The organism is Pseudoalteromonas sp. DSM 26666, assembly GCF_900116475.1.
Lineage (GTDB): Bacteria > Pseudomonadota > Gammaproteobacteria > Enterobacterales > Alteromonadaceae > Pseudoalteromonas > Pseudoalteromonas tetraodonis.
Map to the genome: position 1 here is coordinate 18,448 of NZ_FPAR01000008.1, position 25,785 is coordinate 44,232.

Annotated in this window: 21 protein-coding genes; 13 read left to right on the top strand and 8 right to left on the bottom strand. The window is 39.6% G+C overall.

What is annotated here, in order from left to right:
• Positions 1-5: 5 nt before the first annotated feature.
• A complete protein-coding gene (gene hisG, locus BM380_RS14305) occupies positions 6-905 on the bottom strand; it encodes an ATP phosphoribosyltransferase (RefSeq protein WP_013463297.1) in 900 nt (299 codons plus the stop codon).
• Between the two features lie 396 nt (positions 906-1,301).
• Here hisG and BM380_RS14310 point away from each other — a divergent pair, with 396 nt between their 5' ends.
• The 6 genes from BM380_RS14310 (at position 1,302) to BM380_RS14335 (ending at position 9,275) form a co-directional block, all read left to right on the top strand.
• A complete protein-coding gene (locus BM380_RS14310; protein WP_013463298.1) occupies positions 1,302-1,535 on the top strand; it encodes a hypothetical protein in 234 nt (77 codons plus the stop codon).
• A gap of 497 nt (positions 1,536-2,032) precedes the next feature.
• Entirely contained in the window at positions 2,033-4,216 is a 2,184-nt protein-coding gene (locus BM380_RS14315; RefSeq protein ID WP_090494924.1) for a M4 family metallopeptidase, read from the top strand.
• Between the two features lie 71 nt (positions 4,217-4,287).
• The gene (locus tag BM380_RS14320) at positions 4,288-6,144 is read left to right on the top strand and encodes a M28 family metallopeptidase (RefSeq protein WP_090494925.1); all 1,857 of its coding nucleotides are present in this window, start codon (positions 4,288-4,290) and stop codon (positions 6,142-6,144) included.
• A 100-nt stretch (positions 6,145-6,244) separates the two neighbouring features.
• Entirely contained in the window at positions 6,245-8,161 is a 1,917-nt protein-coding gene (locus BM380_RS14325) for a DNA repair helicase YoaA (RefSeq protein ID WP_013463302.1), read from the top strand.
• A gap of 8 nt (positions 8,162-8,169) precedes the next feature.
• Positions 8,170-8,871 (top strand): tRNA (adenosine(37)-N6)-threonylcarbamoyltransferase complex dimerization subunit type 1 TsaB, encoded by a 702-nt coding sequence (gene tsaB / locus BM380_RS14330; protein ID WP_016900163.1) that lies wholly within the window; start codon positions 8,170-8,172, stop codon positions 8,869-8,871.
• A 74-nt stretch (positions 8,872-8,945) separates the two neighbouring features.
• Positions 8,946-9,275, top strand: coding sequence for a hypothetical protein (locus BM380_RS14335; protein ID WP_013463304.1), 330 nt, complete (start codon positions 8,946-8,948; stop codon positions 9,273-9,275).
• Positions 9,276-9,343: 68 nt separating this feature from the next.
• Here the strand turns inward: BM380_RS14335 and BM380_RS14340 are convergent, their stop codons facing one another.
• Positions 9,344-10,630: an alkaline phosphatase gene (locus BM380_RS14340; RefSeq protein ID WP_090494927.1), complete on the bottom strand. Its 1,287-nt coding sequence runs from the start codon at positions 10,628-10,630 to the stop codon at positions 9,344-9,346.
• Positions 10,631-10,817: 187 nt separating this feature from the next.
• Between BM380_RS14340 and BM380_RS14345 the strand changes: the two genes are divergently transcribed.
• The 3 genes from BM380_RS14345 to rnd all read left to right on the top strand — a co-directional run bounded on the left by BM380_RS14345 (position 10,818) and on the right by rnd (position 14,618).
• Positions 10,818-11,669 (top strand): alpha/beta fold hydrolase, encoded by an 852-nt coding sequence (locus tag BM380_RS14345; protein ID WP_090494928.1) that lies wholly within the window; start codon positions 10,818-10,820, stop codon positions 11,667-11,669.
• A gap of 115 nt (positions 11,670-11,784) precedes the next feature.
• On the top strand, positions 11,785-13,437 hold the full coding sequence (gene fadD, locus BM380_RS14350; RefSeq protein WP_016900167.1) for a long-chain-fatty-acid--CoA ligase FadD: 1,653 nt from the start codon (positions 11,785-11,787) through the stop codon (positions 13,435-13,437).
• A 50-nt stretch (positions 13,438-13,487) separates the two neighbouring features.
• A complete protein-coding gene (rnd, locus tag BM380_RS14355; protein ID WP_013463308.1) occupies positions 13,488-14,618 on the top strand; it encodes a ribonuclease D in 1,131 nt (376 codons plus the stop codon).
• Between the two features lie 54 nt (positions 14,619-14,672).
• On the opposite strand, the gene minE is transcribed toward rnd, so the two are convergent.
• The 3 genes from minE to minC are packed head-to-tail and all read right to left on the bottom strand — an operon-like array spanning position 14,673 to position 16,457.
• Entirely contained in the window at positions 14,673-14,936 is a 264-nt protein-coding gene (gene minE / locus BM380_RS14360) for a cell division topological specificity factor MinE (RefSeq protein WP_008111532.1), read from the bottom strand.
• A gap of 1 nt (position 14,937) precedes the next feature.
• Positions 14,938-15,747: a septum site-determining protein MinD gene (gene minD / locus BM380_RS14365; protein WP_013463309.1), complete on the bottom strand. Its 810-nt coding sequence runs from the start codon at positions 15,745-15,747 to the stop codon at positions 14,938-14,940.
• A gap of 5 nt (positions 15,748-15,752) precedes the next feature.
• Entirely contained in the window at positions 15,753-16,457 is a 705-nt protein-coding gene (gene minC, locus BM380_RS14370; protein ID WP_076923225.1) for a septum site-determining protein MinC, read from the bottom strand.
• 155 nt (positions 16,458-16,612) lie between these two features.
• Here minC and BM380_RS14375 point away from each other — a divergent pair, with 155 nt between their 5' ends.
• Positions 16,613-16,894, top strand: a complete 282-nt coding sequence (locus BM380_RS14375) for a YcgL domain-containing protein (RefSeq protein WP_013463311.1) — start codon at positions 16,613-16,615, stop codon at positions 16,892-16,894.
• A complete protein-coding gene (locus tag BM380_RS14380; protein ID WP_016900168.1) occupies positions 16,887-17,903 on the top strand; it encodes a lytic murein transglycosylase in 1,017 nt (338 codons plus the stop codon). Before BM380_RS14375 ends, BM380_RS14380 begins: the two co-directional genes overlap by 8 nt.
• 49 nt (positions 17,904-17,952) lie before the next feature.
• Here the strand turns inward: BM380_RS14380 and BM380_RS14385 are convergent, their stop codons facing one another.
• Positions 17,953-18,501: a GbsR/MarR family transcriptional regulator gene (locus tag BM380_RS14385; RefSeq protein ID WP_013463314.1), complete on the bottom strand. Its 549-nt coding sequence runs from the start codon at positions 18,499-18,501 to the stop codon at positions 17,953-17,955.
• Between the two features lie 217 nt (positions 18,502-18,718).
• On the opposite strand from BM380_RS14385, the gene adhP reads away from it, so the two are divergent.
• Complete coding sequence (gene adhP, locus BM380_RS14390; RefSeq protein WP_090494930.1) at positions 18,719-19,729, top strand: alcohol dehydrogenase AdhP; 1,011 nt, start codon at positions 18,719-18,721, stop codon at positions 19,727-19,729.
• Positions 19,730-19,781: 52 nt separating this feature from the next.
• On the opposite strand, the gene BM380_RS14395 is transcribed toward adhP, so the two are convergent.
• Complete coding sequence (locus BM380_RS14395; RefSeq protein WP_090494932.1) at positions 19,782-22,202, bottom strand: TonB-dependent receptor; 2,421 nt, start codon at positions 22,200-22,202, stop codon at positions 19,782-19,784.
• 294 nt (positions 22,203-22,496) lie between these two features.
• Positions 22,497-23,768, bottom strand: a complete 1,272-nt coding sequence (locus BM380_RS14400; protein ID WP_175527470.1) for a Xaa-Pro dipeptidase — start codon at positions 23,766-23,768, stop codon at positions 22,497-22,499.
• 159 nt (positions 23,769-23,927) lie between these two features.
• On the opposite strand from BM380_RS14400, the gene BM380_RS14405 reads away from it, so the two are divergent.
• Complete coding sequence (locus tag BM380_RS14405; protein ID WP_090494936.1) at positions 23,928-25,745, top strand: DUF885 domain-containing protein; 1,818 nt, start codon at positions 23,928-23,930, stop codon at positions 25,743-25,745.
• The last annotated feature ends 40 nt before the right edge of the window (positions 25,746-25,785 follow it).

Sequence of the window (25,785 nt, forward strand, 5' to 3'; positions counted from 1 at the left end):
GGCTGTTACTCCATCATTTTTTCAATTGGCATAACTAAAATAGAATTCGCGCCGAGTGCTTTAAGTTGCTCCATGGTTTCCCAAAATAACGTTTCGCTACTTACCATGTGCAATGCTACATATTCGTCAGATCCTGCTAGTGCAAGTAATGTAGGTTGACCAGAACCAGGCAGGATTTCACAAATTTCATCCAGCTTGTCTTTTGGTGCGTGTAGCATGATGTATTTGCTTTCTTTGGCTTGCTTAACACCACGCAAACGCGGCATCAATTTATTGATAAGCGCGAGTTTGTCAGCATCTTGCAATTGAGTGTTTTGAATCAAACAGGCGTTTGACTCTAAAATCGTATCACCCTGCATTAAGCCATTGGCTTCAAGGGTTGCACCTGTTGAGACCAAATCACAAATGGCATCAGCAAGACCAGCACGCGGCGCCACTTCAACAGAGCCTGTGAGCATAACAGTGCTGGCGTTGATGCCTTCACGTTTTAAATATTGGCTTAAAATTTCAGGGTAGGTGGTTGCAATACGTTTGCCTTCAAACCAGCTTTTGTCTTGCTTACCTAGTTCTTGTGGCCATGCAAGTGCAAGACGACAGTAACCAAAATCTAATTTTGATAATTTAGTTACTTCGCTTGGAACGCCTTGGCGCTCTCTTTCTGCTTGTACTTCAACTAAAACGTTTTCGCCAACAATACCTAAGTCACATACACCGTCCATAACTAAACCTGGGATATCGTCATCGCGTACACGTAAAACGTCAATTGGCATGTTGGTTGAGTGTGCTATAAGGCGCTGCTCGCGAAGGTTGAGTTTTACACCCAGTTGCTTAAGCAGATCTTGACAATCTTTAGATAGGCGGCCGCCTTTTTGGATGGCGATACGAAGACGATTACTATTATTCATTACTCATTTTCCTTTAATTTAAAAACTAAAAACCCCGAGGGAAACCTCAGGGCGAAAATGAATCTTGGTATGTTGATTCGCCAGAGGTTTCCTTTTAGGAACAACCTCTCAGCGAAAGACCTGACAGGTTATTCCGATGAATGATGGTGGTGATGTACTGCTGTCAGAGTGTTGCGCATTTTTTATCCTGTTTAGCTATTCGTTATTATGTTAACGCTTAGCTGCTGTTTGTTTAATAAATTTCGCATTTATAAAAACACATAAACCAATAGCATGGCAAGAAAAATTTTCTTAAATTAAAGAATACCTTATAACTGTCGATAATAACTAAAGGTTTGCTTTATTTATCAACAGTTTTATAGTGATTAAATTACATTCAATTCAATGGAGGCACGCATGGATATAATGATCCCTTATTTAGGGCCTATTACGCGTTTAACGCTTGAATCTAAAGGGGCTTTTCATATTGCTGGGGTTCAACAAAGTGCCAGTGCCAAAAAAGTCGAGTTAGAAGAGCGTAAAAAAAGAGAAGTAGAAAAACAACATAAGCTGGCGTTTGACGAAAATAAATCGCGCAATAAAACCGCTGAAGAAGATGACGACAAACCCCATTTAGATACATGGGCTTAGTACAAGTGATTGGCGATACCGTTATTGCCTCAAGTTAAAATCGCCCTCAATAAAAGCAAATTTGTTTAAACATAGCAAATAGTGGTGCATGGCTATGAACTGCGTGTTTTTAAAACTACTCCCTACCCATTTAAAATAGATTACCCCTCTTTTAAAGCTCAACAGGTAAAGTATTTTCCTTTGCAACTACATGCTCATTGAGCAGTCGATTAGTGATTAACAATAAAGCGTGTGATTTTAAAATCTAATGCTTTTTGCTGGCTGTTTTATGTAAATATATGTATACGAAATGTTGTTTCTGCACTTCATTAGTTAAAACAGTAGTTTTTAAATCATTGTAAAATAATAGATTAATTTTCGAGCTAATACTTTAATTGTAAATTAAATGTTTAATTTTCGTTATTTAAGTTTGTGACCTACTCTGATCCCTAATCGGGTACAAGGTGTGCCGATTAATACAAATATATTAAAAACTTAAACTTTAACGGAGCGTAAACGTGAATTTATCTAAAATCACAATAGCAACTTTTGCTGCTTTAACTTTGGTTCAAGCAACAAATGCAGTAGCTGCGAATAAGAAATACCTAAATCAACAACCGACAATTAATAATATGGTGCAATCAAACTCTGCTTCCTTGTTATCAGTAAGTCCAAATCAGTTGATTGGGTTGAGTGTAGGGAACGAATTAGTTGTATTAAAAGAATTTACTAGCAATAACGGAGAAGTAACCCGCCGCTATCAACAAACGTATCAGGGCATTCCTGTCATTGGTGATACGGTCAGCTTAACATTTAATAATGGGATGCTTAAAAAAGCCCATGGTGCAGCTGTTTATAATATTGATGAAGATTTATCTGATGTATCGGCTAAATTGACAAAAAAAGATGCGATTTTAAAAGGGTCTAAAACGGGTATAGCTGCAAAATCAGTAGGCTTAAAAAAACATAATGAGCAATCCAGACTTGCTATCTGGGTTGACGATCAAAATAAGGCGCATTTAGTTTATGAAGTGTCTTATGTTACTTATGGCAAGTCACCATCAAGGCCATACCTGATCATTGATGCTAATACCGGTGAGGTCTTGCTTAGTTACGATAACCTGCAACATGCCAATGCAACAGGTCCTGGCGGTAATCTAAAAACAGGCAAGTATTTATATGGAACTGATTTTGACAGCCTAGATGTTAGCCAATCAGGTAATACTTGTAGCATGAATAACGCAAATGTTCGCACTATTAATTTAAATGGCGGAACAAGTGGCTCTTCTGCGTATTCATTTACATGTCCTGAAAATACATTCAAAGAAATAAACGGTGCTTATTCACCGCTAAACGATGCTCATTTTTTTGGTAACGTTATTTTTAATATGTATAACGATTGGTTAGGGACTGCGCCTTTGAGTTTTCAGTTACAAATGCGGGTTCATTACTCAAGTAACTATGAAAATGCGTTTTGGGATGGCAGCGCAATGACCTTTGGTGATGGGCAAAATACATTCTACCCGTTGGTCAGTTTAGATGTTTCTGCGCATGAAGTCAGCCATGGCTTTACTGAGCAAAATTCAGGCTTGATTTACAATGGTAAACCAGGCGGATTAAACGAAGCATTTTCGGATATGGCTGGTGAAGCCGCTGAATTTTATATGAAAGGTAGCAACGATTGGCTAGTCGGAAAGGATATTTTTAAAGGTAATGGTGCACTGCGTTACATGAATAACCCTACCCAAGATGGCCGCTCCATAGATAACCAAAGTAACTATTATTCAGGTATGGACGTGCATTATAGTTCAGGTGTTTATAACAAGGCATTTTATAATTTAGCAACCACGCCGGGTTGGGATACGCAAAAAGCCTTTATCGTAATGGCACGTGCTAACCAACTATATTGGAGTGCGGGTGTAGGCTGGGATTTAGCCGGTAACGGTGTGATGGATGCTGCGTGTGATTTAAATTATGACCCTAATGATGTAAAAGCCGCTTTGGCTGCGGTAGGTGTTAATTCAAATCTTAGTTCAGGTAGTGATTGTGCTACACCACCACCACCGACTGACGATGAAGTGTTAACCAATGGGGTAACCCGTACGGGTATTAGCGGCGCAGAAAAAGAGCAACTATTCTTTACTTTGGAAGTCCCTGACGGTGCAACAAATCTTCAATTTAATACAATGGGTGGCTCAGGTGATGCAGACCTATATGTTAAATTTGCTAGTAGACCAAGCTTAAATAACTATGATTGCAATAGCACAACATCTACCAGTACAGAAAGCTGCAACATAAGTAATGCACAAGCAGGAACTTACTATGTAATGGTTGAAGCATGGAGTGCGATATCTGGTGTATCGCTAACGGGAAGCTACTCTGATGGGAATGGTGGTGTGACGCCAATTAATAGAACTGAGTCTAATATTAATGTGACTACTAATAACTGGAGCCGCTTTACTCAAGATTTATCAGCAGGGTATAGCACTTTAAATATTAGCATTGCCGGTGGTAATGGTGATGCTGATCTTTATGTAAACTTTGGCTCGCCTTCAAGTACGTCTTCATACTTATGTAGACCCTACAAAAATGGTAATAATGAAGAATGTACATTTGATAACCCACAAGCAGGTACTTGGTACATTGATTTAAGAGGTTACAGCTTAGCAAGCGGCGTAACACTCAACGTAACGGCTAATTAGGCATACATATCAAAAGGGGCTTTGCCCCTTTTTTAATGCTTAAAATAAAAGTGACAAGATAAGGAATATTTATGAACTACTTTAAACAGTTAGCAGTTATTACTACTTTAACCTTAAGTTTTAACTGCTTAGCAAATGAAAATCCAGACAATATTTGGGTCACCATTGACTCAACTGCAGCCCAGCATTATCAACATGAACAAGGTACATTTTTGCAAAAAATGCCATTTTCGCATAGAAAATCAAGTATTTTACCTGACGTTGATTTACTCAGTGTACCGCGTGACGCAGTAAACAATTTAAGTAAGTTTATGCACCAGAACTATAACCGTTGTGGTGGGTTTGTTGCGCATAGTTCGTTCGAAGAAGCGAATGATTACGCAAAACAATTAGCTGTTGTTCAAAATAGCCAAGCTACATCAGCCTTTAATTATTCAATTGATAATGCGCAAACAGTACAAAGTTTAATTAGTGCACAAAGCCCAATTAATTTACAAAGCACTGTAAATTCACTCACCAGTTTTAATAATCGTTATTATACTTCGCAAACCGGCGTTGATGCTTCACAGTGGCTGCAAAGTTATTGGCAACAAATTGCCAGCGTTCGAAGTGATATAACCATTGAGAGTTATCAGCATAGCTGGGCGCAATCATCAGTGATTGTAACCATTGCAGGTGCTGAAAATGCAGATGAAATTGTTATTATTGGGGGGCATTTAGACTCAATTAATCAAGCAAATCCAGCACAAGGGCGCTCTCCTGGCGCGGATGATAATGCATCGGGTATTGCAGTGTTAACGGAAGCGTTAAGAGCAATTGTTGATACAAATTATAAACCGCAAAAAACTATTCAAATAATGGCGTTTGCAGCAGAGGAGGTGGGGTTAAAAGGGTCTAAAGCTATAGCCAGTAGCTATCGTTCGCTGGGTAAGAATGTAGTGGGCATGGTGCAATTTGATATGACTGGTAATAACGGCAGTATCGAAGATATTATTATGATGACGGATTACACCACCAATGCTCAAAACCAGTTTTTAGCCCAGCTGACAGACACCTACTTACCACAAATTAGTTATGGCTTTGATCAATGTGGGTATGGTTGCTCCGATCATGCTTCGTGGTATCAACAAGGGTTTGCGGCCTCTATGCCTTTCGAATCAAAAATGAATGACATTAACCCACTGATACATACACAAAACGACAGTAATTTTGACGCTGATCATGCAATTAAATTTGCTAACTTAGCCGTTAGCTTTGTTGCTGAATTGGCAAAAAATGCCGGTGATGTTACTCCGCCAAATAATAATGAGTTAGTCAATGGTGAACCAATTTCTGGTATCAATGCCACTGCTAAAGAGCAGCTTATCTATACATTGAATGTACCAAAAGGAGCGCAAAACTTAACGTTTGAAACCTCAGGTGATAATGGCGATGCCGATTTATACGTTAAATATAATCAGGCGCCCACGTTAACTGATTACGACTGTAAAAGTACCTCTGCCACAAGTAATGAGCGTTGCGACATTCCAACCAGCAATGAAGGCAATTACTATGTCATGGTTGAGGCATACAGCGCAATTAATAATGTTTCTTTGACAGGCAGTTTTGAGCCAGCAGGCGCTTTAGAGCCCATTAATCGCGTAGAAGATAACATTACCGTAAATACAGGTGATTGGCAGCGTTTTGAACAACGTTTAGCCGCGGGTTATGTCTCCCTGAACGTTGCTATTTCAGGCGGAAGCGGCGATGCTGATTTGTATTTAAATTTCGGTGCGCCATCTTCAAATACACAATTTGTGTGTAGGCCATATAAAAACGGCAACACAGAAAGTTGCACTATTTCTGCACCCCAGGCAGGCGTATGGCACATAGATGTTAAAGGCTATCGTAATGCAAGTGGTATTACGCTAACTATAAATGCACAATAATTAACAGGGGCATAAGCCCCTTTAAAGGCCAAATTCTCACGCTATTTGGCTTGCCCTTCATCAATAGCTTACGTAGAATCCCGCTATTATTTTTTATAAAGTGATTGGTATTATCAAACAGCTGTTTAGTGCAACCGGGCCTTTGGCTTTATCAATAGATGGATACTCACCACGCCAACCTCAAATTGATATGGCCGTGGCTGTTGAGGATGCATTAAAAACAAGCTCCCAGCTTGTTGTTGAGGCCGGTACTGGCACAGGTAAAACCTTTGCTTATTTAGCACCAGCCCTTAAATCTAAAGGCAAAACAATAATTTCAACCGGTTCTAAAGCACTGCAAGAACAGCTGTATCATCGTGATTTACCGGTGTTAGTAAAAGCCTTAGGCGCGGCTAAAAAAACGGCATTGTTAAAAGGGCGTGCCAATTATTTATGCACTTATCGGCTTACCCAACATGTTGCACACGTACCCACAGACGACCCTGATGTAATGCATCAGCTCGCTATGGTTGCTAAATTTGCCAGTGAAACGCATACGGGCGATTTAGCCGACTGTATTGGTATTGAAGAAGATGCCAAAGTGTTGCCGTATGTCAGCTCGACTGCAGATAACTGTTTAGGTAAAGAGTGCCCTGACTTTCAAGAGTGCTACATTCGTAAAGCGCGTTTAAAAGCAGGGGATGCCGACGTTGTCGTAATTAACCATCATCTATTTTTTGCCGATATGGCGGTTAAAGAGTCTGGCTTTGCAGAGCTAATGCCCAACGCAGATGCTTATATTTTTGATGAAGCCCACCAGTTAAGTGAAATTGCCAGCGACTATTTTGGCGAAACCATGAGTACTAAAAAGCTGGTGGATTTAATTAATGATTTACGCGCTATTTACCGCGCTGAAATTCCTGACATGCTGCAATTAGGAAAAAGTTTGAATAAATTGGAAACCAGTGTCGCCGATTTAAGATTGCAGTTTGGTGTGGACGGTAGCCGCGGGGATTGGCGTGAAAAGCTCAGTAATAAGCTTATTTGCTCTGCATTACATCGTGTTATTAGTGATTTAGAATTTGTGTATCAGGTTTTAAAACATTGCTTAGAACGAAGTGATAAAATTGAACACCCATTTGAGCGGGTGCTGGCATTTAAAGGTCAGTTAGAGCGTGTGTTCGACACCGCCCAAACAGGCTTTAGTTATTGGTACGAAACCACGCGTCGCTATTTAACCATAAATATAACGCCACTGAATGTATCGGCTAAATTTGCTTTGATGATGAAAGAGTCTGGTGCAGGGTTTGTGTTTACCTCAGCCACGTTATCGGTCGACAACGAACTCACTCACTTTAATGCCAGCCTTGGGTTAAAACCAAAGCAAAGTATGATGGTAGATAGCCCGTTTGATTATGAAAATCAGGCGCTATTGTGCTTACCGCGCTATTTACCTGAAACCCACGCAGATAATATGCCGCATGCGATTGTAAAGTTAACTCTCGAACTCATAAAATCAGCAAAAGGGCGTTGTTTTGTGCTATTTACTAGTTACCGAATGATGCATTTGGTGGCTGAGGGCTTAACCACACAAATGGACTATCCGGTTTACATGCAAGGGCAAATGTCTAAACGCATTATATTAGAAAAATTTACCCGTCATGGTAATGCCGTGTTGCTCGGTACAGCCTCCTTTTGGGAAGGGGTTGATGTAAGAGGCAGTACTTTAAGCTGTGTTATTATCGACAAACTGCCGTTTGCAGCGCCCGATGATCCGCTTTTGCAGGCTAGAATGCAAGATTGCCAAATGCAAGGAAAAGACCCGTTTGCGCATATTCAGTTACCACAAGCGGTTATTGCCTTAAAGCAGGGCGTAGGTCGCTTAATTCGTGATAACAAAGATAAAGGTGTGTTAGTAATTTGCGATAATCGTTTAGTTACACGCCAATATGGACAAGTATTTTTAAAGAGTTTACCGCCAATGCGCCGTACACGTAGCTTAGAAGATGCAAATACATTTTTAAAACATATTAATTGAGTACAAAAATGATCAAAAGTAACATTCTCGCCCTAGACGCTTCTACAGAGGCTTTATCGCTTGTTTTGCATTATCAGGGTAAAACATTTCATCATTTTGAAGAGTGTCCGCAGCAGCATAGCCAAAAAATTCTGCCACTTATTGATGAGCTGCTTAATAAAGCCAATTGTAAATTAAAAGATTTAGATGTTATTGGCTTTGGCCAAGGTCCAGGCAGCTTTACGGGTGTGCGTATTAGTGTGGCCATAGCACAAGGGCTTGGGTATTCAACGAATTTACCGCTAGTGGGGGTTTCTACCTTAGCGGTTATGGCGCAACAAGCGTTTGAACAATTTGGCGATGAAGTGGTTTATTCAAGCATTGATGCGCGTATGGGGGAAATATACTTTGCTCAATACCAAGTTAATAATAATTTGATGACACTTCAAGGTGAAGAACGTGTTTTTAAGCCTGAACTGCTTGATGCTTCATTGATAGACACAAACAAAACAGCAACCGGCGTGGGGACTGGATTTAAAAGTTATCCCGATGCATTAACTACATTTACAAATGTGAGTGTACACCCTGAAATTACGCTACCCGATGCACAATACATGTTAGCGTTAGTGGATGCACAGTACCTTGCAGGTAATGGCGTAAAAGCCAGTGATGCTCAGCCTAAGTATGTGCGTGACACAGTGACATGGAAAAAATTACCAGGCCGCGAGTAACGCTAAGTTGTATTGTTTGCATATTGAGCTATTTTAAATCATAATTTAAGCATGTTGTTGGTTGGAGAAGCGTAATGTCGCTGCCTATAAGCTCTGGTTTTTTTACTGGTGATATCCCTGCTAAGGTGCGTTCTACTGCTGTTGTTACGGCAAAGCCTGAACGACTATCAGAGCAGCCAATACCACAGAAAACCAATACAGATTATGTTAAGAGCAGTCCTGAAGGGCTTGAACTCGCAAAAGAGTTTGTAAAAGCGAACACCAAAGAGGCCCAATATAGCCAAACTATTTACGATCAACCGAGTGCGCAAGTCAGTAAGGCAATTTCTACTTACACTGAGTTTGCTAATTTAGAGCGAAGAGCTGAAGTTCAAAGCTTAATTGGTGTTGATATATACGCTTAATTATAAAATTAATAGCCAAATAAAAAGCCCGAATAAATTATTCGGGCTTTTTATTTTCATAACAGCGATTACTGTTCTATGTAACTAATCAGTTTTTTAGCTATGTCAGTATTGTTTTGTGAACCAATAAAGTCATCGCTATTTTTACCATAGGCAAATACTTGCACATCAGAAGCGGTATGTCCGCCCGTTGTCCAACCAGTGAAACTTAAATCATTGATAATGCTTTTAACCGCTAAATTAAGGGTTTTTTCACCCATGGCTTTAGCTTGCTTAAGTTTAATTTCGTTTTCAGTTGTAAACTCAATACGGGTATTGGCCTGCCATACCGTTTTAAGGTTATCTGATCCCATTAATAATTTGGTTAATGTACCCGCAGTGGCTTTAACACCTTTGATGATGTCGGTTTCCCATTTGTATTGGCCATGCGCGCCAATGGTTAAACCGCCTGTAGAGTGATCAGCCGTGATCACTAAAATAGTGTCTGGGTTTTTATCTACATAGGCTTTTGCCGTTTCGATTGATTTTGCAAAGTCGTCCATTTCAGCCATTGCGCAAGCAATGTCATTTGCGTGACCACACCAGTCAATTTGGCTGCCTTCAATCATCACAAAAAAGCCTCTATCGTTTTTCCCATCAAGCAAATCAAACGCTTTAGAGGTTAACTGTTTTAATCTCGTAGGGTTTTCATCTAGCGCAAAAGGTAATCCCTTAGGTGCGTATAGACCAATGGCAGGGATTTGTGTGATTTGACCTAAGTTTTTAATATCGTCGCCGTATTGATAACCTGCTTTTTTAAATTCGTCGACTAAGTTTCTGTCATCACGAATAAAATATTGAGTACCACCGCCTAACATTAAATCAACCGGTAATTTACCAGCAATTTTATTGTCAATGTAGTCGTTTGCGATATCATCATAATTTCTTCTTGATTCATTATGTGCGGCAAAGCTTGCAGGTGTTGCATGATTAATTTGTGAGGTAGCCACTAACGCTGTTGTCATTCCTTGCTCTTTTGCAATTTCTAGCATGGTTTTAACCGGTTTTTTGGCCGTATCGACAGCGATTGCGCCATTATAACTTTTATGGCCGCTGCTAAGTGCGGTTGCACCTGCGGCACTGTCTGTTACATAAGTATGGTCATCAGGATAAGTGTGCGCCATGCCTTTCAACATAGTGTCGAAAACGGTTGTTTCTATTTCTTTTGTTTTAGGGTCATCTTTGTAATATCGATAAGCGGTAGTGAAAGCGGGACCCATGCCATCACCAATCATATAAATAACATTTTTAGGCGCTGTTTGAGCGAATGCTCCTGTTGTACATAAAAGCGCTAATAAGCCGAACTGTTTTTTCATTGTGTGTACCCTTTAAGTGTACTTATTTTAATAGCGACTATTATTGTATACCGATAGCAAGATAAATAAATGAATATGTTATGAAATCTCGAAATTTAAGTGTGTGTTCTATTAGTTCAGTTCTATTATTTGTGTATTAACTCTTGTATGTTATGGCCATAACCAAATAAAAAAGTTGAGGTTTGCGTTGCAACCATTTTCGGTAAAAGCTAATGACCTAGATATACACGGTATTAAATTTGGAGACGGTGAAGACGTCGTTATCGCTTTGCATGGCTGGCTAGATAATAGTGCTAGCTTTGTGCCTATGCTGAGTCGAGCTGCAACTTCGCAAACATGGTATTGCATTGATTTTCCAGGGCATGGACTGTCATCTTGGCGAAGCCCTCAGGCACATTACTACTTTATTGATTATGTGGATGATGTGTATGCATTAATCACAGCGCTTAAGTTAAAGAAGGTACACTTAGTTGGTCATTCTATGGGGGCTATGGTTGCAGGACTATTTGCTAGTTGTTTTAGTGAGTATGTAAAATCTGTTTCTTTTATTGAAGGTTTAGGTTGTGTTACTACCGATAGCGATGAAGTGTGTTCTCAGCTAAGAAATGCCATACTAAACCGAGCAAGGCTTAGTACAAAAAAATCACGGGTATACACTTCAAAACAACAAATTTATCAAGCACGTGCAAAAACAACTGATTTAAATAATGAACAAATTGCATTGCTGATGGACAGAAACATAAAACAAATGCACAGTGGTTTTGAGCTAACTTGCGATCCTAAGCTTAAAAATCACTCAGGTTTTCGATTTGATGAAGCGCAATGTATTGGTGCAATAAAAGAATTAATTGCACCATGCCAATTAATATTAGGTGATAAAGGTTATCCATTTGTAAAACAAAATCTAGACAAGTATAGTAAATATTACAATAACTTGAGTGTAATAGATGTGCCTGGTGGGCATCATTGCCATATGCAAAGTAGTGGACTATGTTTTGAACACATTCACGCATTTATGGTGCAAAGTAGTGCATGTTAATTGTATATTACCGATAAATGTGGGATTATCTCTAGATTAGAGTATTTGCTCAATTGTGAAAGTGCCTTACTTAGATTAAGGTTAATAAAAATATAATTATAAACAGGGGCTAAGAGTGGAAAAAATCTGGCTTAAGCGCTACCCAGAAGGTATGCCTGAAACAATCGATCCTGAGCACTACAACTCGTTACTCGAAGTGTTTGAAAAAAGTTTTAATGATTACAAAGATTTACCTGCATTTACTAATATGGGTAAAACATTGTCATATAACGAAATTGACGCGGCAACAAAACGTGTTGCGGCTTATATTCAAAACGATTTAGGATTAAAAAAGGGCGATAAAGTCGCTGTTATGATGCCTAACTTGTTGCAAACCCCAATTGCTATATTAGGTATTTTACGCGCAGGGTGTGTGGTGGTTAACGTTAATCCGCTATATACCGTTCGTGAGCTAGAGCACCAATTAAAAGATTCTGAAACATCAGCAATATTTATTCTTGCTAACTTCGCTGTCACGCTTGAAAAAGCACTGCCTAATACTGACGTTAAACACATTGTGGTTACGCAGGTTGGTGACATGATGGGTGGTCTTAAAAAGCATTTAGTCAATTTTGTTGTTAAGCATTTCAAAAAAATGGTACCAAGCTATACGTTGCCTAACACGATTAACTTTTGTGATTTATTAAAAGCTGATCTGAATGGCTATAAGCGCCCAGAGGTTAACTTAAGCGATTTAGCATTTTTACAATACACCGGTGGTACAACCGGTGTGTCTAAAGGGGCAATGTTGAGCCACGGTAATTTGGTGGGTAACCTTGAGCAAGTATCTGGTTGTTTAGATAACGTGCTTGAGCGTGGTAGAGAAGTGGTTATTACCGCGCTACCGCTCTATCATATATTTGCATTAACAGCGAACTGTTTAGCATTTATGAAATACGGCGGCTTAAACGTTTTAATTACAAATCCACGTGATATGCCTGGATTTGTAAAAGAGCTTAGTCAGCATAAATTTACTGCTATTACAGGGGTGAACACTTTATTTAATGGCTTATTAAATACCCCTGGTTTCTCTGAGCTTGATTTTAGTCACCTTAAAATGTCATTAGGCGGCGGCATGGCAGTACAACGCCCTGTTGCAGAAAAATGGCAAAAGGTCACTAACAGCAAACTAATGGAAGGCTATGGCCTGACAGAATGTTCTCCTTTAGTCACAATTAGCCCGTATGATTTAGAAGCTTATAATGGCTCTATCGGTCTACCTGCGCCAAGTACTGACATTAAATTAATGCTCGATAACGGTGAAGAAGCTGCTAAAGGTGAGCCGGGTGAACTGTGGGTAAAAGGTCCGCAAGTGATGCTTGGTTATTATAATCGCCCTGATGCAACGGCTGAATGTTTAAAAGATGGCTGGTTTGCAACTGGTGATATTGCCACTTACGATGACGAAGGTTTTTTCTACATTGTTGATCGTAAAAAAGACATGATTATTGTTTCAGGCTTTAATGTTTTCCCAAATGAAATAGAAGAAGTGGTTGCCATGCACGAAGGCGTCCTTGAAGTGGCCGCGGTTGGTATCCCTCATGACATTAGTGGTGAACAAGTTAAAGTTTTTGTTGTGAAAAAAGACCCTTCTTTAACTGAAAAAGATATAATAAAACATTGTCGTGATAATTTAACTAATTACAAGGTTCCTAAACTCGTTGAGTTTAAGGATGAGTTACCCAAAACTAACGTGGGTAAAATTCTCAGAAGAGCCTTAAAAGATTAGCAACTATAAAAAAGCCGACATCAGTCGGCTTTTTTATTGTAGGAGACTCAGTGCACTACCAATTGATCCAAACCCAAAATGAGCTTAATACGTTTGTAGAACAAATTAAAAACAAACCCATTCTTGCTATTGATACCGAGTTTATGCGCCGCCGTACTTTGTATCCAGAAGTTGCACTTATTCAAGTTTATGATGGCGAACATTTAGCGCTTATTGACCCGCTTGCCGAGCTTTCCTTGTTCGATTTTTGGCAAATACTTAAAGATCCTAAAGTGCTAAAAGTACTCCATTCACCCTCAGAAGATATTGAAGTTTTTCAAAAGTACGCAGGATTTGTTCCTTATCCTTTATTCGATACCCAGTTTGCACTTCAGCTATTAGGTGAGGGAAACTGTATGGGCTTTGCCTTAATGGTGAAAACATTATTGAATATTGAGATTGATAAAAGCGAATCGCGCACTAATTGGTTACAACGCCCCCTTACCCAAAAGCAACTTGAATACGCTGCTGCTGATACGTATCACCTGCTGCCTTGTTTTGAGTTAATTATAGATAGCATTAAAGCCGCTGATTTATTTGATATTGTGATCAATGAAAGTGAATTAGTTGCCAATAAACGTGCTTTTCAAATTCCGGATGAGCTACTTTACAAAGAAATTAAAAATGCATGGCAACTTAAACCGCATGAACTAGCGGTACTTAAAGAGTTAGCAGTATGGCGTCGAAATAAAGCTATTCGTAAAAATCTAGCGCTTAATTTTGTGCTTAAAGAGCACAATATGACCGAAATTGCCAAACGAGGCCCTTCAAGTTTAAATGCTCTGAGACAAATTCCTGGGGTAGAACCCATTGAAGTGAATCGTTCTGGGGTTGAAATTTTAAAGTGTATTGAGCAGGCCAAAGCCATTCCAGCTGAGCAACACCCGCAAGTATTAAAGCGGTTAATTGATTTTCCTACCTATAAAAAAGTAGCGAAGGAGATCAAACAAAAAATTACTAAAGTTGCTAAAGAGCATAACATTCCAGAAGACGTTATGGCCTCTAAAAAGCAAATAAATCAGCTAATTAGTTGGAACTGGAAGTTAACTGCTCAGCAAAAAGAAAAACACATAAAACCAGATTTACTCAGCTCATGGCGATATGATTTTGTTAAAGATGCGCTAAAAGAGTGGGATAATTAGAGCATTAAATAGCTTGATGTAAAAAATAAAAAAGGCGCTTAGCGCCCTTTTTTATTATTTCTTTTCTTCGTCAGGTAATGTGACATTGAGCTCGAGTACCGCTAAATCGTCTTCATTTTGATCAAACTGAACTTGAACCGCATCGGCGCCTACATTAACGTACTTACGAATGACATCAAGAATATCTTGCTTTAATTGTGGCAAGTAATCTGGTGTTCCACGCTGAGAACGCTCGTGCGCGACAATGATCTGCAATCGCTCTTTTGCTAATGACGCACTGTTTTTCTTTTCTGAGCGGAAGTAGTCAAGTAAAGACACATTAACCTCCAAATATCCGTTTGAATAAACCCTTTTTCTCTACATCTAAAAATCTAAATTCAACCGTTTCGCCTAATAAACGACTGATCGCATCAGCATAAGCTTGACCTGCGTCTGATTCGCTATCAAGAATTACCGGCTGTCCAGAGTTTGATGCACTAAGCACTGCTTGAGATTCAGGAATGACACCTAGTAAGTCGATGGCTAGGATGTCCTGGATATCTTCAACAGATAGCATTTCACCTTTTGATACACGATCTGGATTATAGCGTGTTATTAGCAAATGCTCTTTAATGTTTTCTAATCCTTCTTCGGCACGTTTCGATTTACTATGTAAAATGCCTAGAATACGATCCGAATCTCGTACTGACGAGACTTCAGGGTTGGTTGTAACTATCGCTTCATCAGCGAAGTACATCGCCATCATAGCTCCGGCTTCAATACCTGCAGGAGAATCACAAACAATATAGTCAAAGTCTTCTTTTAACTCGTTCAATACGCGTTCAACACCATCACGGGTGAGTGCGTCTTTATCGCGAGTTTGTGAAGCAGGAAGTAAAAATAACTTTTCTACACGTTTGTCTTTTATGAGTGCTTGATTAAGGTTAGCTTCGCCATTGATCACATTAACAAAGTCATACACTACGCGACGTTCACAACCCATGATGAGGTCTAAATTACGTAAGCCGATATCAAAATCGATGATAACAGTTTTGTAGCCTTTTAATGCTAAGCCTGTACCAATTGCTGCGCTTGATGTTGTTTTACCAACACCCCCTTTACCCGAGGTAACGACAATTATTTTTGCCATGAGATTTATCCTTTAACCAAAGCTGAAATTTCTAAAGATTCATTTTTTTGTTGTATTTGAACTGCGTTACCCCAGTGTTCACCTTGCAGTGAGTCACTGATCCAGTAATTACCATTGATTGAAACGAGTTCTGCTTCTAATTTATTACAAAATATGTATGCGTTTTCTAGCCCTTTTGCGCCGGCAATTGCACGCCCTCGTAGGGTTCCGTAAATATGTACATTGCCATCGGCAATCACTTCTGCGCCATGGCTTACCGCGCCTAACACCACCAAGTCGCGGTCTTTGGCGTAAACTTGTTGGCCTGAGCGCACCGCACCATTAATAATTTGCGCTGGTAAATACACGGTTTTTTCTACAACCGAAGTATTTGGCTCTACTCTTGCGGGTTCACTCTTAACATCTTGTGAATAGTTTAAAACAGATAACCCTGCGGCTTTTGCCTGTTTATGCTGTTCATCCGAACCATTACATACACCTACAGCATTAAAGCTCATGCGTTCAATAAGCGATTTTAAGTGAACAAAGTCGATTGCGCTGTTTTTTACTTCAATTAAATTGACGACAATGGGGGCACCCTCAAAGAACTTTGGGGCTTGGGCAATTTTTACATACAGTTGTTCTGCTAAAAGGTTAATATCAGTACTATAAAGATGTAAAACTGATAACGTAAAAAGGTTGCCTTTTAGCTCAAAAATTTGGTCCGACATAGATGCTCAACTGGATTGTCTAGTTAGCATGTAACTTTATATAAACCTAGGCTGAACAAGGCTTTTATTACAGTTTCCACACTAATTTTTATAACTTATTATTATTGCCATGTTATAGTGTGTAGCACTGTTAAGCAAGATTTTATAGGGCCATAATGCTAACTGCGGTATATAAAAGTAAGAAAAAAGCAGATACTTTCTTATTTATTGAAAAAAGAGACGATTTTAGTAAAGTTCCGGAACCTTTAATGGCCATGTTTGGTCAACCTCAATACGTGATGATCATTAACTTAGCGAAGCGGACTCAATTAGGCGTAGCGGATTTAGACACTTTAAAACAGTCGCTTAGCGACCAAGGCTATTATTTACAAATTCCGCCACCAGAGGAAAACTTGCTAAGTCAATTAAGAAAACAAAATGGAGCAGATAGTGATTAAAAAATTAGCGGTTGTATTGTGTGGTGTGTGTTTAAGCTCATCGGTGATGGCAAAAACACAAGCTGAGTTTCAACAATATCTTACTAATTTAAAGCAAGAGGCAATAGCAAAAGGCTACGATACTCAGTTAATTGAGCAAGCATTTGCCACTGCATCTTATAAAGAAAAAGTCATTTCAGCAGACAAAAACCAGCCAGAAGTAAAAGAAACGCTGGAAACGTATTTACCAAAACGAGTACCGCAATGGAAAATAGATCGTGCGCGTAAATTGTATAAAGAAAACCAAGAAGTCTTAGAAAAAGTAGCAAAAGACTTTGGTGTTCAAGCGCGTTTTATTGTGGCTATTTGGGGTTTAGAAAGTAATTTTGGCGCTATTCAAGGCGGCCACAATGTTATTTCATCCTTAGTAACTTTAGCATTTGATGGACGTCGTGAAGCGTTATACAAACGCCAATTGTGGGCAGCACTGGATATATTAAAGTCGGGACATATCACGCTTGATAAATTTAAAGGCTCGTGGGCGGGTGCAATGGGGCAAACCCAGTTTATGCCAACCTCATTTAATGCTTACGCCGTTGATTACAATAACGATGGCCGCAAAGATATTTGGACAACCAAAGAAGACGCGTTTGCTTCAATTGCAAATTACTTAAAGCAAGAGGGTTGGAATGATAATTTAACCTGGGGTCGCCAGGTACAATTGCCCGCTGATTTTGATAAGCAGTATATATTAAAGCGCGGTACTAAAACCCGAAAGCAATGGCTAGAGTACTGGGATAAATCAGAGCGCTCTTTAGCAGATTGGCAAGCATTAGGTGTTCGTCGTGTTGATGGCAGTGATTTACCTACGGTTGCTGTAGATGCAGCATTAGTCATGCCGGATGATATAAATGGACGCATGTATTTAGCATACGATAACTACAAAGTATTTATGCACTGGAATCGTTCATACTACTTTGCAACCAGCGTAGGTTATTTGTCAGATAGAATTGCTTACCCAAAAATTTAAGCTAAGGCGAATAACTAAAAAGCCGCTCATTGCGGCTTTTTTTAATGGTTTATTGCTCTTTTTTGAATATTTTATCTTTAAGGTCAATGACTTTGCCAATGCCTGAACCTAGCTTCATTAGTTTGTTGAGCTGCTCTGGGGTTAAGCGCTGTAACTCTGACGACCATTTAGTCACCGTTTCAAGTAAGTTATGAATTTCGCCCATTTGTTTTTGTGCATAAATTTCATCGTCGTTACTTGCTTCATCTAATAAGTTATCTCTGAGTAAGCTAAGCGTAGGTTCTACTTCACGCTTTTTACGTTCTTCAAACACGCGATTAGCCATATCCCAAATATCGCCTGCAGGTGCATAGTATTCTTTTCTATCTCCTGGGATATGCATTACCTTGATCAGCTGCCAAGATTGTAATTCTTTAATTCCCATACTTACGTTACCGCGTGAAATACTCAGTGCATCTGCGATTTGGTTTGCCGTCATTGGATCTTTGGTGATAATAAGTAATCCGCACATTTGGCCGATTGTACGATTAAATCCCCAGCGGCTGCCCATCTCGCCACAATGCATTACAAAGGCAAAGTTTTTTTCTGATAATGTCATTGTTACAAGTTTCAAAAATAAATGAAATCTATGCTAGCACGCTGGTTAAGTATGGCAAGCGTTTAGCTTGGATAAAAAACCACGTTTTACGACTAATGATTGATATAGATTAATATTTAAGCATTTATAGTGGGTTATGTTGCGGGTATGCAACATGACATTGTTGTTTAACGCCTTTGTTAAATAGCATAAATTTTTTATAAACGATGGAATGACTATGAAAGCAGCAATAAATACAGAATATAAAGGCAAGTTAGCGATCACCGATTTACCAATCCCAGAGGTAGGTCCTAACGATGTGCTGGTTAAAATAGCCGCTTGTGGTGTATGTCACACCGATTTACATGCGTGTCATGGTGATTGGCCGGTAAAACCAAAAATGCCATTGGTACCAGGTCACGAAGGTGTGGGTGTAATAGAAAAACTAGGCAGTAACATTAAACATTTAGAAGTGGGCGACCGAGTGGGTGTGCCTTGGTTGTATAGCGCCTGTGGCCATTGTGAATTTTGTTTAGATGGACGTGAAACCCTGTGTTTATCGCAACATAATACCGGTTACTCAATTGATGGTGGTTATGCAGAATATTGTTTAGCACATGGTGATTACATCATCAAAATACCGGAAGGATTAGGCTTTGCTGAAGCTGCACCGTTATTCTGTGCCGGCGTAACAACGTATAAAGCATTAAAAGTATCAGATGCAAAACCGGGTCAATGGGTTGCTATTGTTGGTGTGGGCGGTTTAGGTCACTTAGCGGTGCAATATGCAAAAGCAATGGGCTTTAATGTTATTGCTGTAGATACAGGCAAAGAAAAAATGGCCCTAGCTAAAGAGTTAGGCGCTGATATTACGCTTGATTTTAAAGAAGTGGTGCCAAGTGAGGCTATTTTTGAGCAAGTAGGTGGGGCGCACGCTGTTGTTTGTACCGCAGTATCAAAACCTGGGTTTGAACAAGCGTATAAAAGTGTTCGCCGTGGGGGCAAATGCGTATTAGTTGGCTTACCACCAGAAGATATGCCATTGCCAATTTTTGATACTGTGCTAAATGGTGTTTCAGTAGTAGGTTCTATTGTAGGTACACGTAAAGACCTTCAAGAATGCCTTGAATTTGCCGCACAAGGTAAAGTAAAAGCTATCATTGAAGAGAAAAAACTCGAAGATATTAATGAAATTTTCGATGACATGCTCAAAGGCGAAATTAACGGCCGTATAGTTGTTACAATCTAACTATACCAAAATATAGTGCGCACAAACCAAACTGGCTTGTGCGCATTGTATGCTATAGCGTATAACTAAAGCTTAACTTTGCATTTCTTTCCTCACCTGGCATACCGCCTAAAAACATGGCTTTAGAATAGTATTTTTTATTAAACAGGTTTTTAATGTTTAATTGCATTTGCCAGTTGTCTGCTTTATAGCTAACTGCAGCATCATACACGGTATAAGCAGGGACGTAGCCGTTATCAATACCGAACGAGCTTGAGTTAGTACTGCGCTTATCAACAAACGTTAAGCCTGCGCTTAAATCTACTGCGTGAGGTAATTCAAATAACGCAGCAGAGTAAGTTACCCATGAGCTAGCAGTTACATAAGGCACGCCTTTTTGGCGAGTATCAAAGCTTGTGCTGTTTGGGTTAGTTTTATCTCTAGCATCTTGATAAACACCGTTGATGTTAACTTTCCATTGATCGTTCAAATACGCATTTAAGTCAATTTCTACGCCTTTGGTTTGTTCTTCACCATCAAAGAAACTTTCCACTACGTTTGGTGCAGACACGCCTGCTTCATAAAGTGGGTTGGCATATTCTAAATTAGTACGTGCACTTTCAAATACTACAATTGAAGCCAGTAATTGGTCATCAAACGCTTTAAAACGAAATCCTAAATCGTTACTAACAGATTCTGAGTCTTCTCTATCGGCTTCATTACCAGCAACAGAGCCAAGTACACTGTAGGCAGTACGACCTTTTGAGTGATTTAAAAATAAAGCCATGTCAGCGCTTAATTGATAAGTAGCCCCTAAATTGTACGTTAAACCGCTATCTGAGGTGTTTGCCTCTGGCGTTGGGTTTGCGCGGCTTTGACTATAACGTGGGTCAACACCAAAATGCTCGTAACTTTGTTTTATACGATTATGAGCAATCCCAATACGGGTGGTGATTTTATCGTTAATGTAGGCAACATGCTGAAGGCCTAAACCCCATGCCTGTACTTTTTTATTATAATCGCTGGTTTTAAGCGGATCGTAATCATTAAATTCACCCGTAGGCCAATTTGGCTGACGCATATCAAAAATATACGGTAGTGCGCCTTGGTAAATAACTTCACCGGCTTTGTTTTTAATGACTTTATCAGCATCGTAAATAGAATATTGTTTAAAACGAATATCACGATCTTCATAGTTGGCGTTAACCAGTAATTCGTTTTCTATGTTACCGAGCATAAAGTCATAACGTAAATCTAAAAAGTATTGCCATGATTTTTCATCGGCTTCTACTTGGCGGTACTCTTGGCGTCTGGCTGCAAAAGGGTATAACACGTCATCAACAACTAGCGGTGCGCGTGGGTCTTGATTGATCACGCCGTTACGTTTCCAGTAAACGTAGTTGTAAGCACCTGTTTGGCGGGCAAAACTTGAGGTGTAATTACGGTACTGTAGTTGTTGATTAACAAATAAATCATCACTAATGTAATAATTATGGGCTAATTTATAACGCAGCTCTTCACCTTCGTTATCCTTTGCCATCGGTGATATTATGCCATTGGTGCCAAAGTTAAAGGGTGTTAAACCATCATTGCTTGCCAAAGAGTTAGCTAGTTCATTTCGTTGTGCTTCACTCAATTGTAAGCCACTTGCTGTAGGGTCATTAACTAAATCGGCGCCTGATACTTCACCTGCAGTTAAACCGTTGACCGATTCACTGTTAAAAATACGAATAGGGTGGCCGATAGAATCCACAGCAATGGCGTCCTTGATATAGGCTCCCGATAACACAAACGCATGTTGATCATTTAGTACATATTTTAAAGACGAATAAATTTCATCACGTTGTTCTTTTAAATCACGAAAGCCATCGCTAGAGGCGGTTTTTGCCATGACTCGATAAGCTAAGTCGTCTGTTATTGCATTGGTGCTATCGAGTGCCAGTGAATAACTATCCCACTGACCAATATCCATTTCTAAGGTATGTTGTTCGTTAAACTGTGGCTTTTTTTCAATCAGGTTAATCACACCACCAGCACTGCCCATGCCGTATAAACCAGTTGCTGGGCCTTTTAATACTTCAATTGATTCAACATTGGTTAAAGACCGAGTAGGGTTAAAGGTATTGCCTAATCCTGCACCACCGTACATGCCATCATAGGTATAATTAGCACCTAAACCACGAATTACTAAATTATCACCAATGCCATAGTTGTTACCGGCTTGCGTTAAACCACTTACATTACGGATCACATCTTGTAAACTATCAATACCTTGCGATGCAATTAGCGCTTTATCAACAATGACCACGGGTGCAGGGGTTTCCATTAGTGACATATCAGATTTAGTGGCCAAACCTGAGCTCATTACCACTCGGTTTTGTTGCTCGTAAACACTAATACGTTCAATATCGGAATTAACTTGTGACCCGTTTGCCAATGCCAAGTGCGCGTTTAAGCACGCGAGTGTGAGTAGTGAGTAGTGAAACCTTTTCATAGAGTGATAACCATTCTCATTTGTTAATTTGCGTGAATGATAATGGTTATCATTTTAAAATAAAATAAAAAGTTCAAACTTTTTTACTTTAATGGGTGTGTTTGCTTGATAGTTATACAATATGATTTAAAAACAATCACATTTAAAAATATTAACGGGGTATTGCAGTCGCTAGTTGGCTTTACCAAGAGAGAATTTAAATAAAGTATTGATGATTAAGTGGGCAGTTTAGCTACATTAGCTAAAAAATTGTTAAGGTTGAGCTAAGCTCAACCTTATAAAGATGTTTTGGGTTTACTGCTTGTAAACGACACCGGCTTTCATTACAAAAGGAATACGCTCTAGTGTAGAAATATTTTTAAGTGGGTTAGCACTCACCGCTATAATATCAGCAGCAAAACCGGTTTTAATTTGCCCCAGTTGTGAATCTGCCTTTAATAATTTAGCACTATTAATGGTCGCGGCTTGAATAGCTTGTAATTCACTCATACCAAATTCAACCATTCGCGAGAACTGTTTCGCATTATCACCATGCGGATAAATAGCCGCATCTGTACCAAATACCATGTTAACCCCAGCTTTAACGGCGCGTTTAAAGCTGTCTCTTTGCTTTTTAGAAACAAGGCGTTCTTTATTTAGGTTCTCTTCATCTACCCCATTTTGCTCACCAAAGCTCAGTGTATACTCGGTATTATAAATATCCATAGAGAGCCAAGTACCGTGCTTTATAGCAAGCTCAATCGCTTCATCGTCTAAAAAGCTAGCATGCTCTACGCTGTCTACACCCGCTTTAATGGCTGTTTTAATGCCGTTAGTGCCGTGTGCGTGAGCTGCAACAGGTAATTCTCGCATGTGCGCTTCATCCACAATGGCTTTCATTTCTTCAAATGCGTATTGTTGTATGCCCACCTTTGTGCCTTTAGAAAATACCCCACCAGTTGCACATAATTTAATTGCATTAGCGCCATATTTAATATTTTCACGTACTTTAATGCGAACAGCCCATGGGCCATCAGCAACCCCCGAGGCGGTATACTTCATTTCTGGAGGCAAACGATTATTGTCACAGTGTCCGCCAGTAATCCCCAAAGAAGGGCCTGCAGCCCAGATGCGAGGACCAATAATATCACCTGCATTAATGCCGTCGCGAACCGCAATAACACTAAAGCCCTCTGCACCTAGGTTACGCACTGTGGTAAAGCCGGCTTCTAATGTTTTTTTAGCAAAGTAACTGGCTTTAATAGCCATACGCGGTACTGATTGGCCTATACGTTCACTGCGCGAAACGGTTGGATCGCTGGTTAAATGCACATGCATATCCATCAACCCCGGCATTAAGGTGAGTTCAGGTAGGTTAATCAGTTCATCATTACTGGTAAGCGTAGGCTTTTTATTAAATTGAATTTGGCTTATTACACCGTCGTCAATCGCGATTAACGGATTAGCTTTTAGCTCTCCAGTTTTTACATCAAGCAAAGTTTTGGCCGATATATAGGTGGTTGCCAGTGTACTTGCGCTGGTTAAGCTCAGTAATGCGATTGATGTAGTTAGTAAATGTTTTTTTATTTTGATCATTTTTATTATTTAATTATTTAAATTTACCTGAATGTAGCAATCATTAGCTATTGAGTAAATTATTTAGCGACGAATCCCACTCACCGTAATTGCTTTATTTAAGGCATTTAAAACCGCATAATTGGCGGGTAAAAACTAACAAGGATCTTTATGAAAGTTATTAAAATAGCACTGGTTGCCAGTAGCGTTATGTTTGCCTTAAGTGGTTGTATGAGCACCAGCTCACAATTAAACACAAATCAGCCGGTCGCGCCTGTAATAAGCGAGTTATCAGCCGAGCAACAGTTGGATGTGCTCGTTGCACAGTACTACGATGAGTCATTAACCTTTAATCCCTTAAGCGCCACTTATAACGGTCGCCATGAATTCGATGATCAATTCTTGCCGGTGATATCGCAGGCTAATCGTGATAAAAAAACTGCTTTTTATAAAAAATATCAACAACGTTTAACGCTAATCGATGAATCACAATTAACAGGGCAGGCGCTACTTAACTTTGAAGTATTATCGCGAGATTTAGCCCTGAGGCTTGAGGGCATGCAATATAAAGATTATTTGTTACCGATTAACCAAATGTCGGGAGCACATAATACCTTTGCCGGATTTGGTTCAGGGCAAAGTGCACAGCCCTTTAATACTGTTGCCGACTATGAGCAATTTATTAAACGTGCTGATGGTTTTGTGAAATGGTTAGCCAGTGTTGAACAATCAATGGCGCAAGGTGTTAAACAAGGCGTGGTATTGCCTATGCCATTGGCTAAAAAATTATTGCCTCAGTTTAAAGTGCACGTAGTAACTAACGCAGAAGATTCATTATTTTATTCACCAATAAAGGCCATGCCCGACTCATTTTCTAATGCACAAAAACAGCAACTCACTGAGCAGTATAAAACGCTTATTTTAGATAAATTAGTGCCCGCTTATCAGCGTATGAGTGAGTTTTTACTCAACGACTATATTCCTCATGCTCGCGATTCTGTTGGTTATGCTGATTTACCTAATGGTAAAGCGTGGTACGAATATCAAATCAAGAAAAACACCACGTTGAGTTTATCAGCAGATGAAATTCATGACATTGGCTTAAGTGAAGTGTCTCGAATTTTAAGTGAAATGAAAACGGTTAAAAATACCGTGGGATTTAAAGGTGATTTAGCATCGTTTTTTGATCATTTACGTGACTCAGATGAGTTTTATTATAAAACAGCCGATGAGTTAATTGCTGCCTATGAAGATATTAAACTAAAAATAGATGCGCGTTTACCGCGCTTGTTTAATATTGAGCCTAAAGCCCCTTACATTGTTAAAGCAGTAGAAGCGTATCGTGCGCAATCGGCAGCAGGGGCATCTTATGCTGGGCCTGCACCAGATGGTTCTCGTCCGGGTATTTTTTATATTAATGCTTACAACTTAAAAGCGCAGCCTAAGTTTTTACTTGAAACGCTGTCTATTCATGAGGCAGCACCAGGTCATCACTTTCAAATTGCACTGCAACAAGAAGTGGAAAGCCTGCCTGATTTTCGTAAATTTGGCGGCTACACGGTGTTTGCTGAGGGCTGGGCATTATACGCAGAGAGTCTTGGCAAAGAGCTTGGCTTATTTACCGACCCGTATATGTGGTATGGGCGTCTTAACGATGAGCAGCTAAGAGCTATGCGTTTAGTGCTTGATACAGGCTTTCATGCCAAAGGGTGGACACGTCAACAAGGCATTGACTACATGTTAGCAAACTCTTCAATGGCAAAAAGCGATGTTATTGCTGAGGTTGAGCGTTATATTGCATGGCCTGGGCAAGCATTATCGTACAAATTGGGTGAGTTTAAAATTAAAGAGCTCAGAGATTACGCCCACCAGCAGTTAGGTGAGCAATTTGATATTAAAGACTTTCATACGCAAATATTAATAGATGGCGCATTGCCTATGCCTATCTTAGAGCAAAAAATTAAACGTTGGGTTAAATCTCAGCAGTAACATAATCGCGCAAAGTCATTATTTGAACAGGGATTGGCTT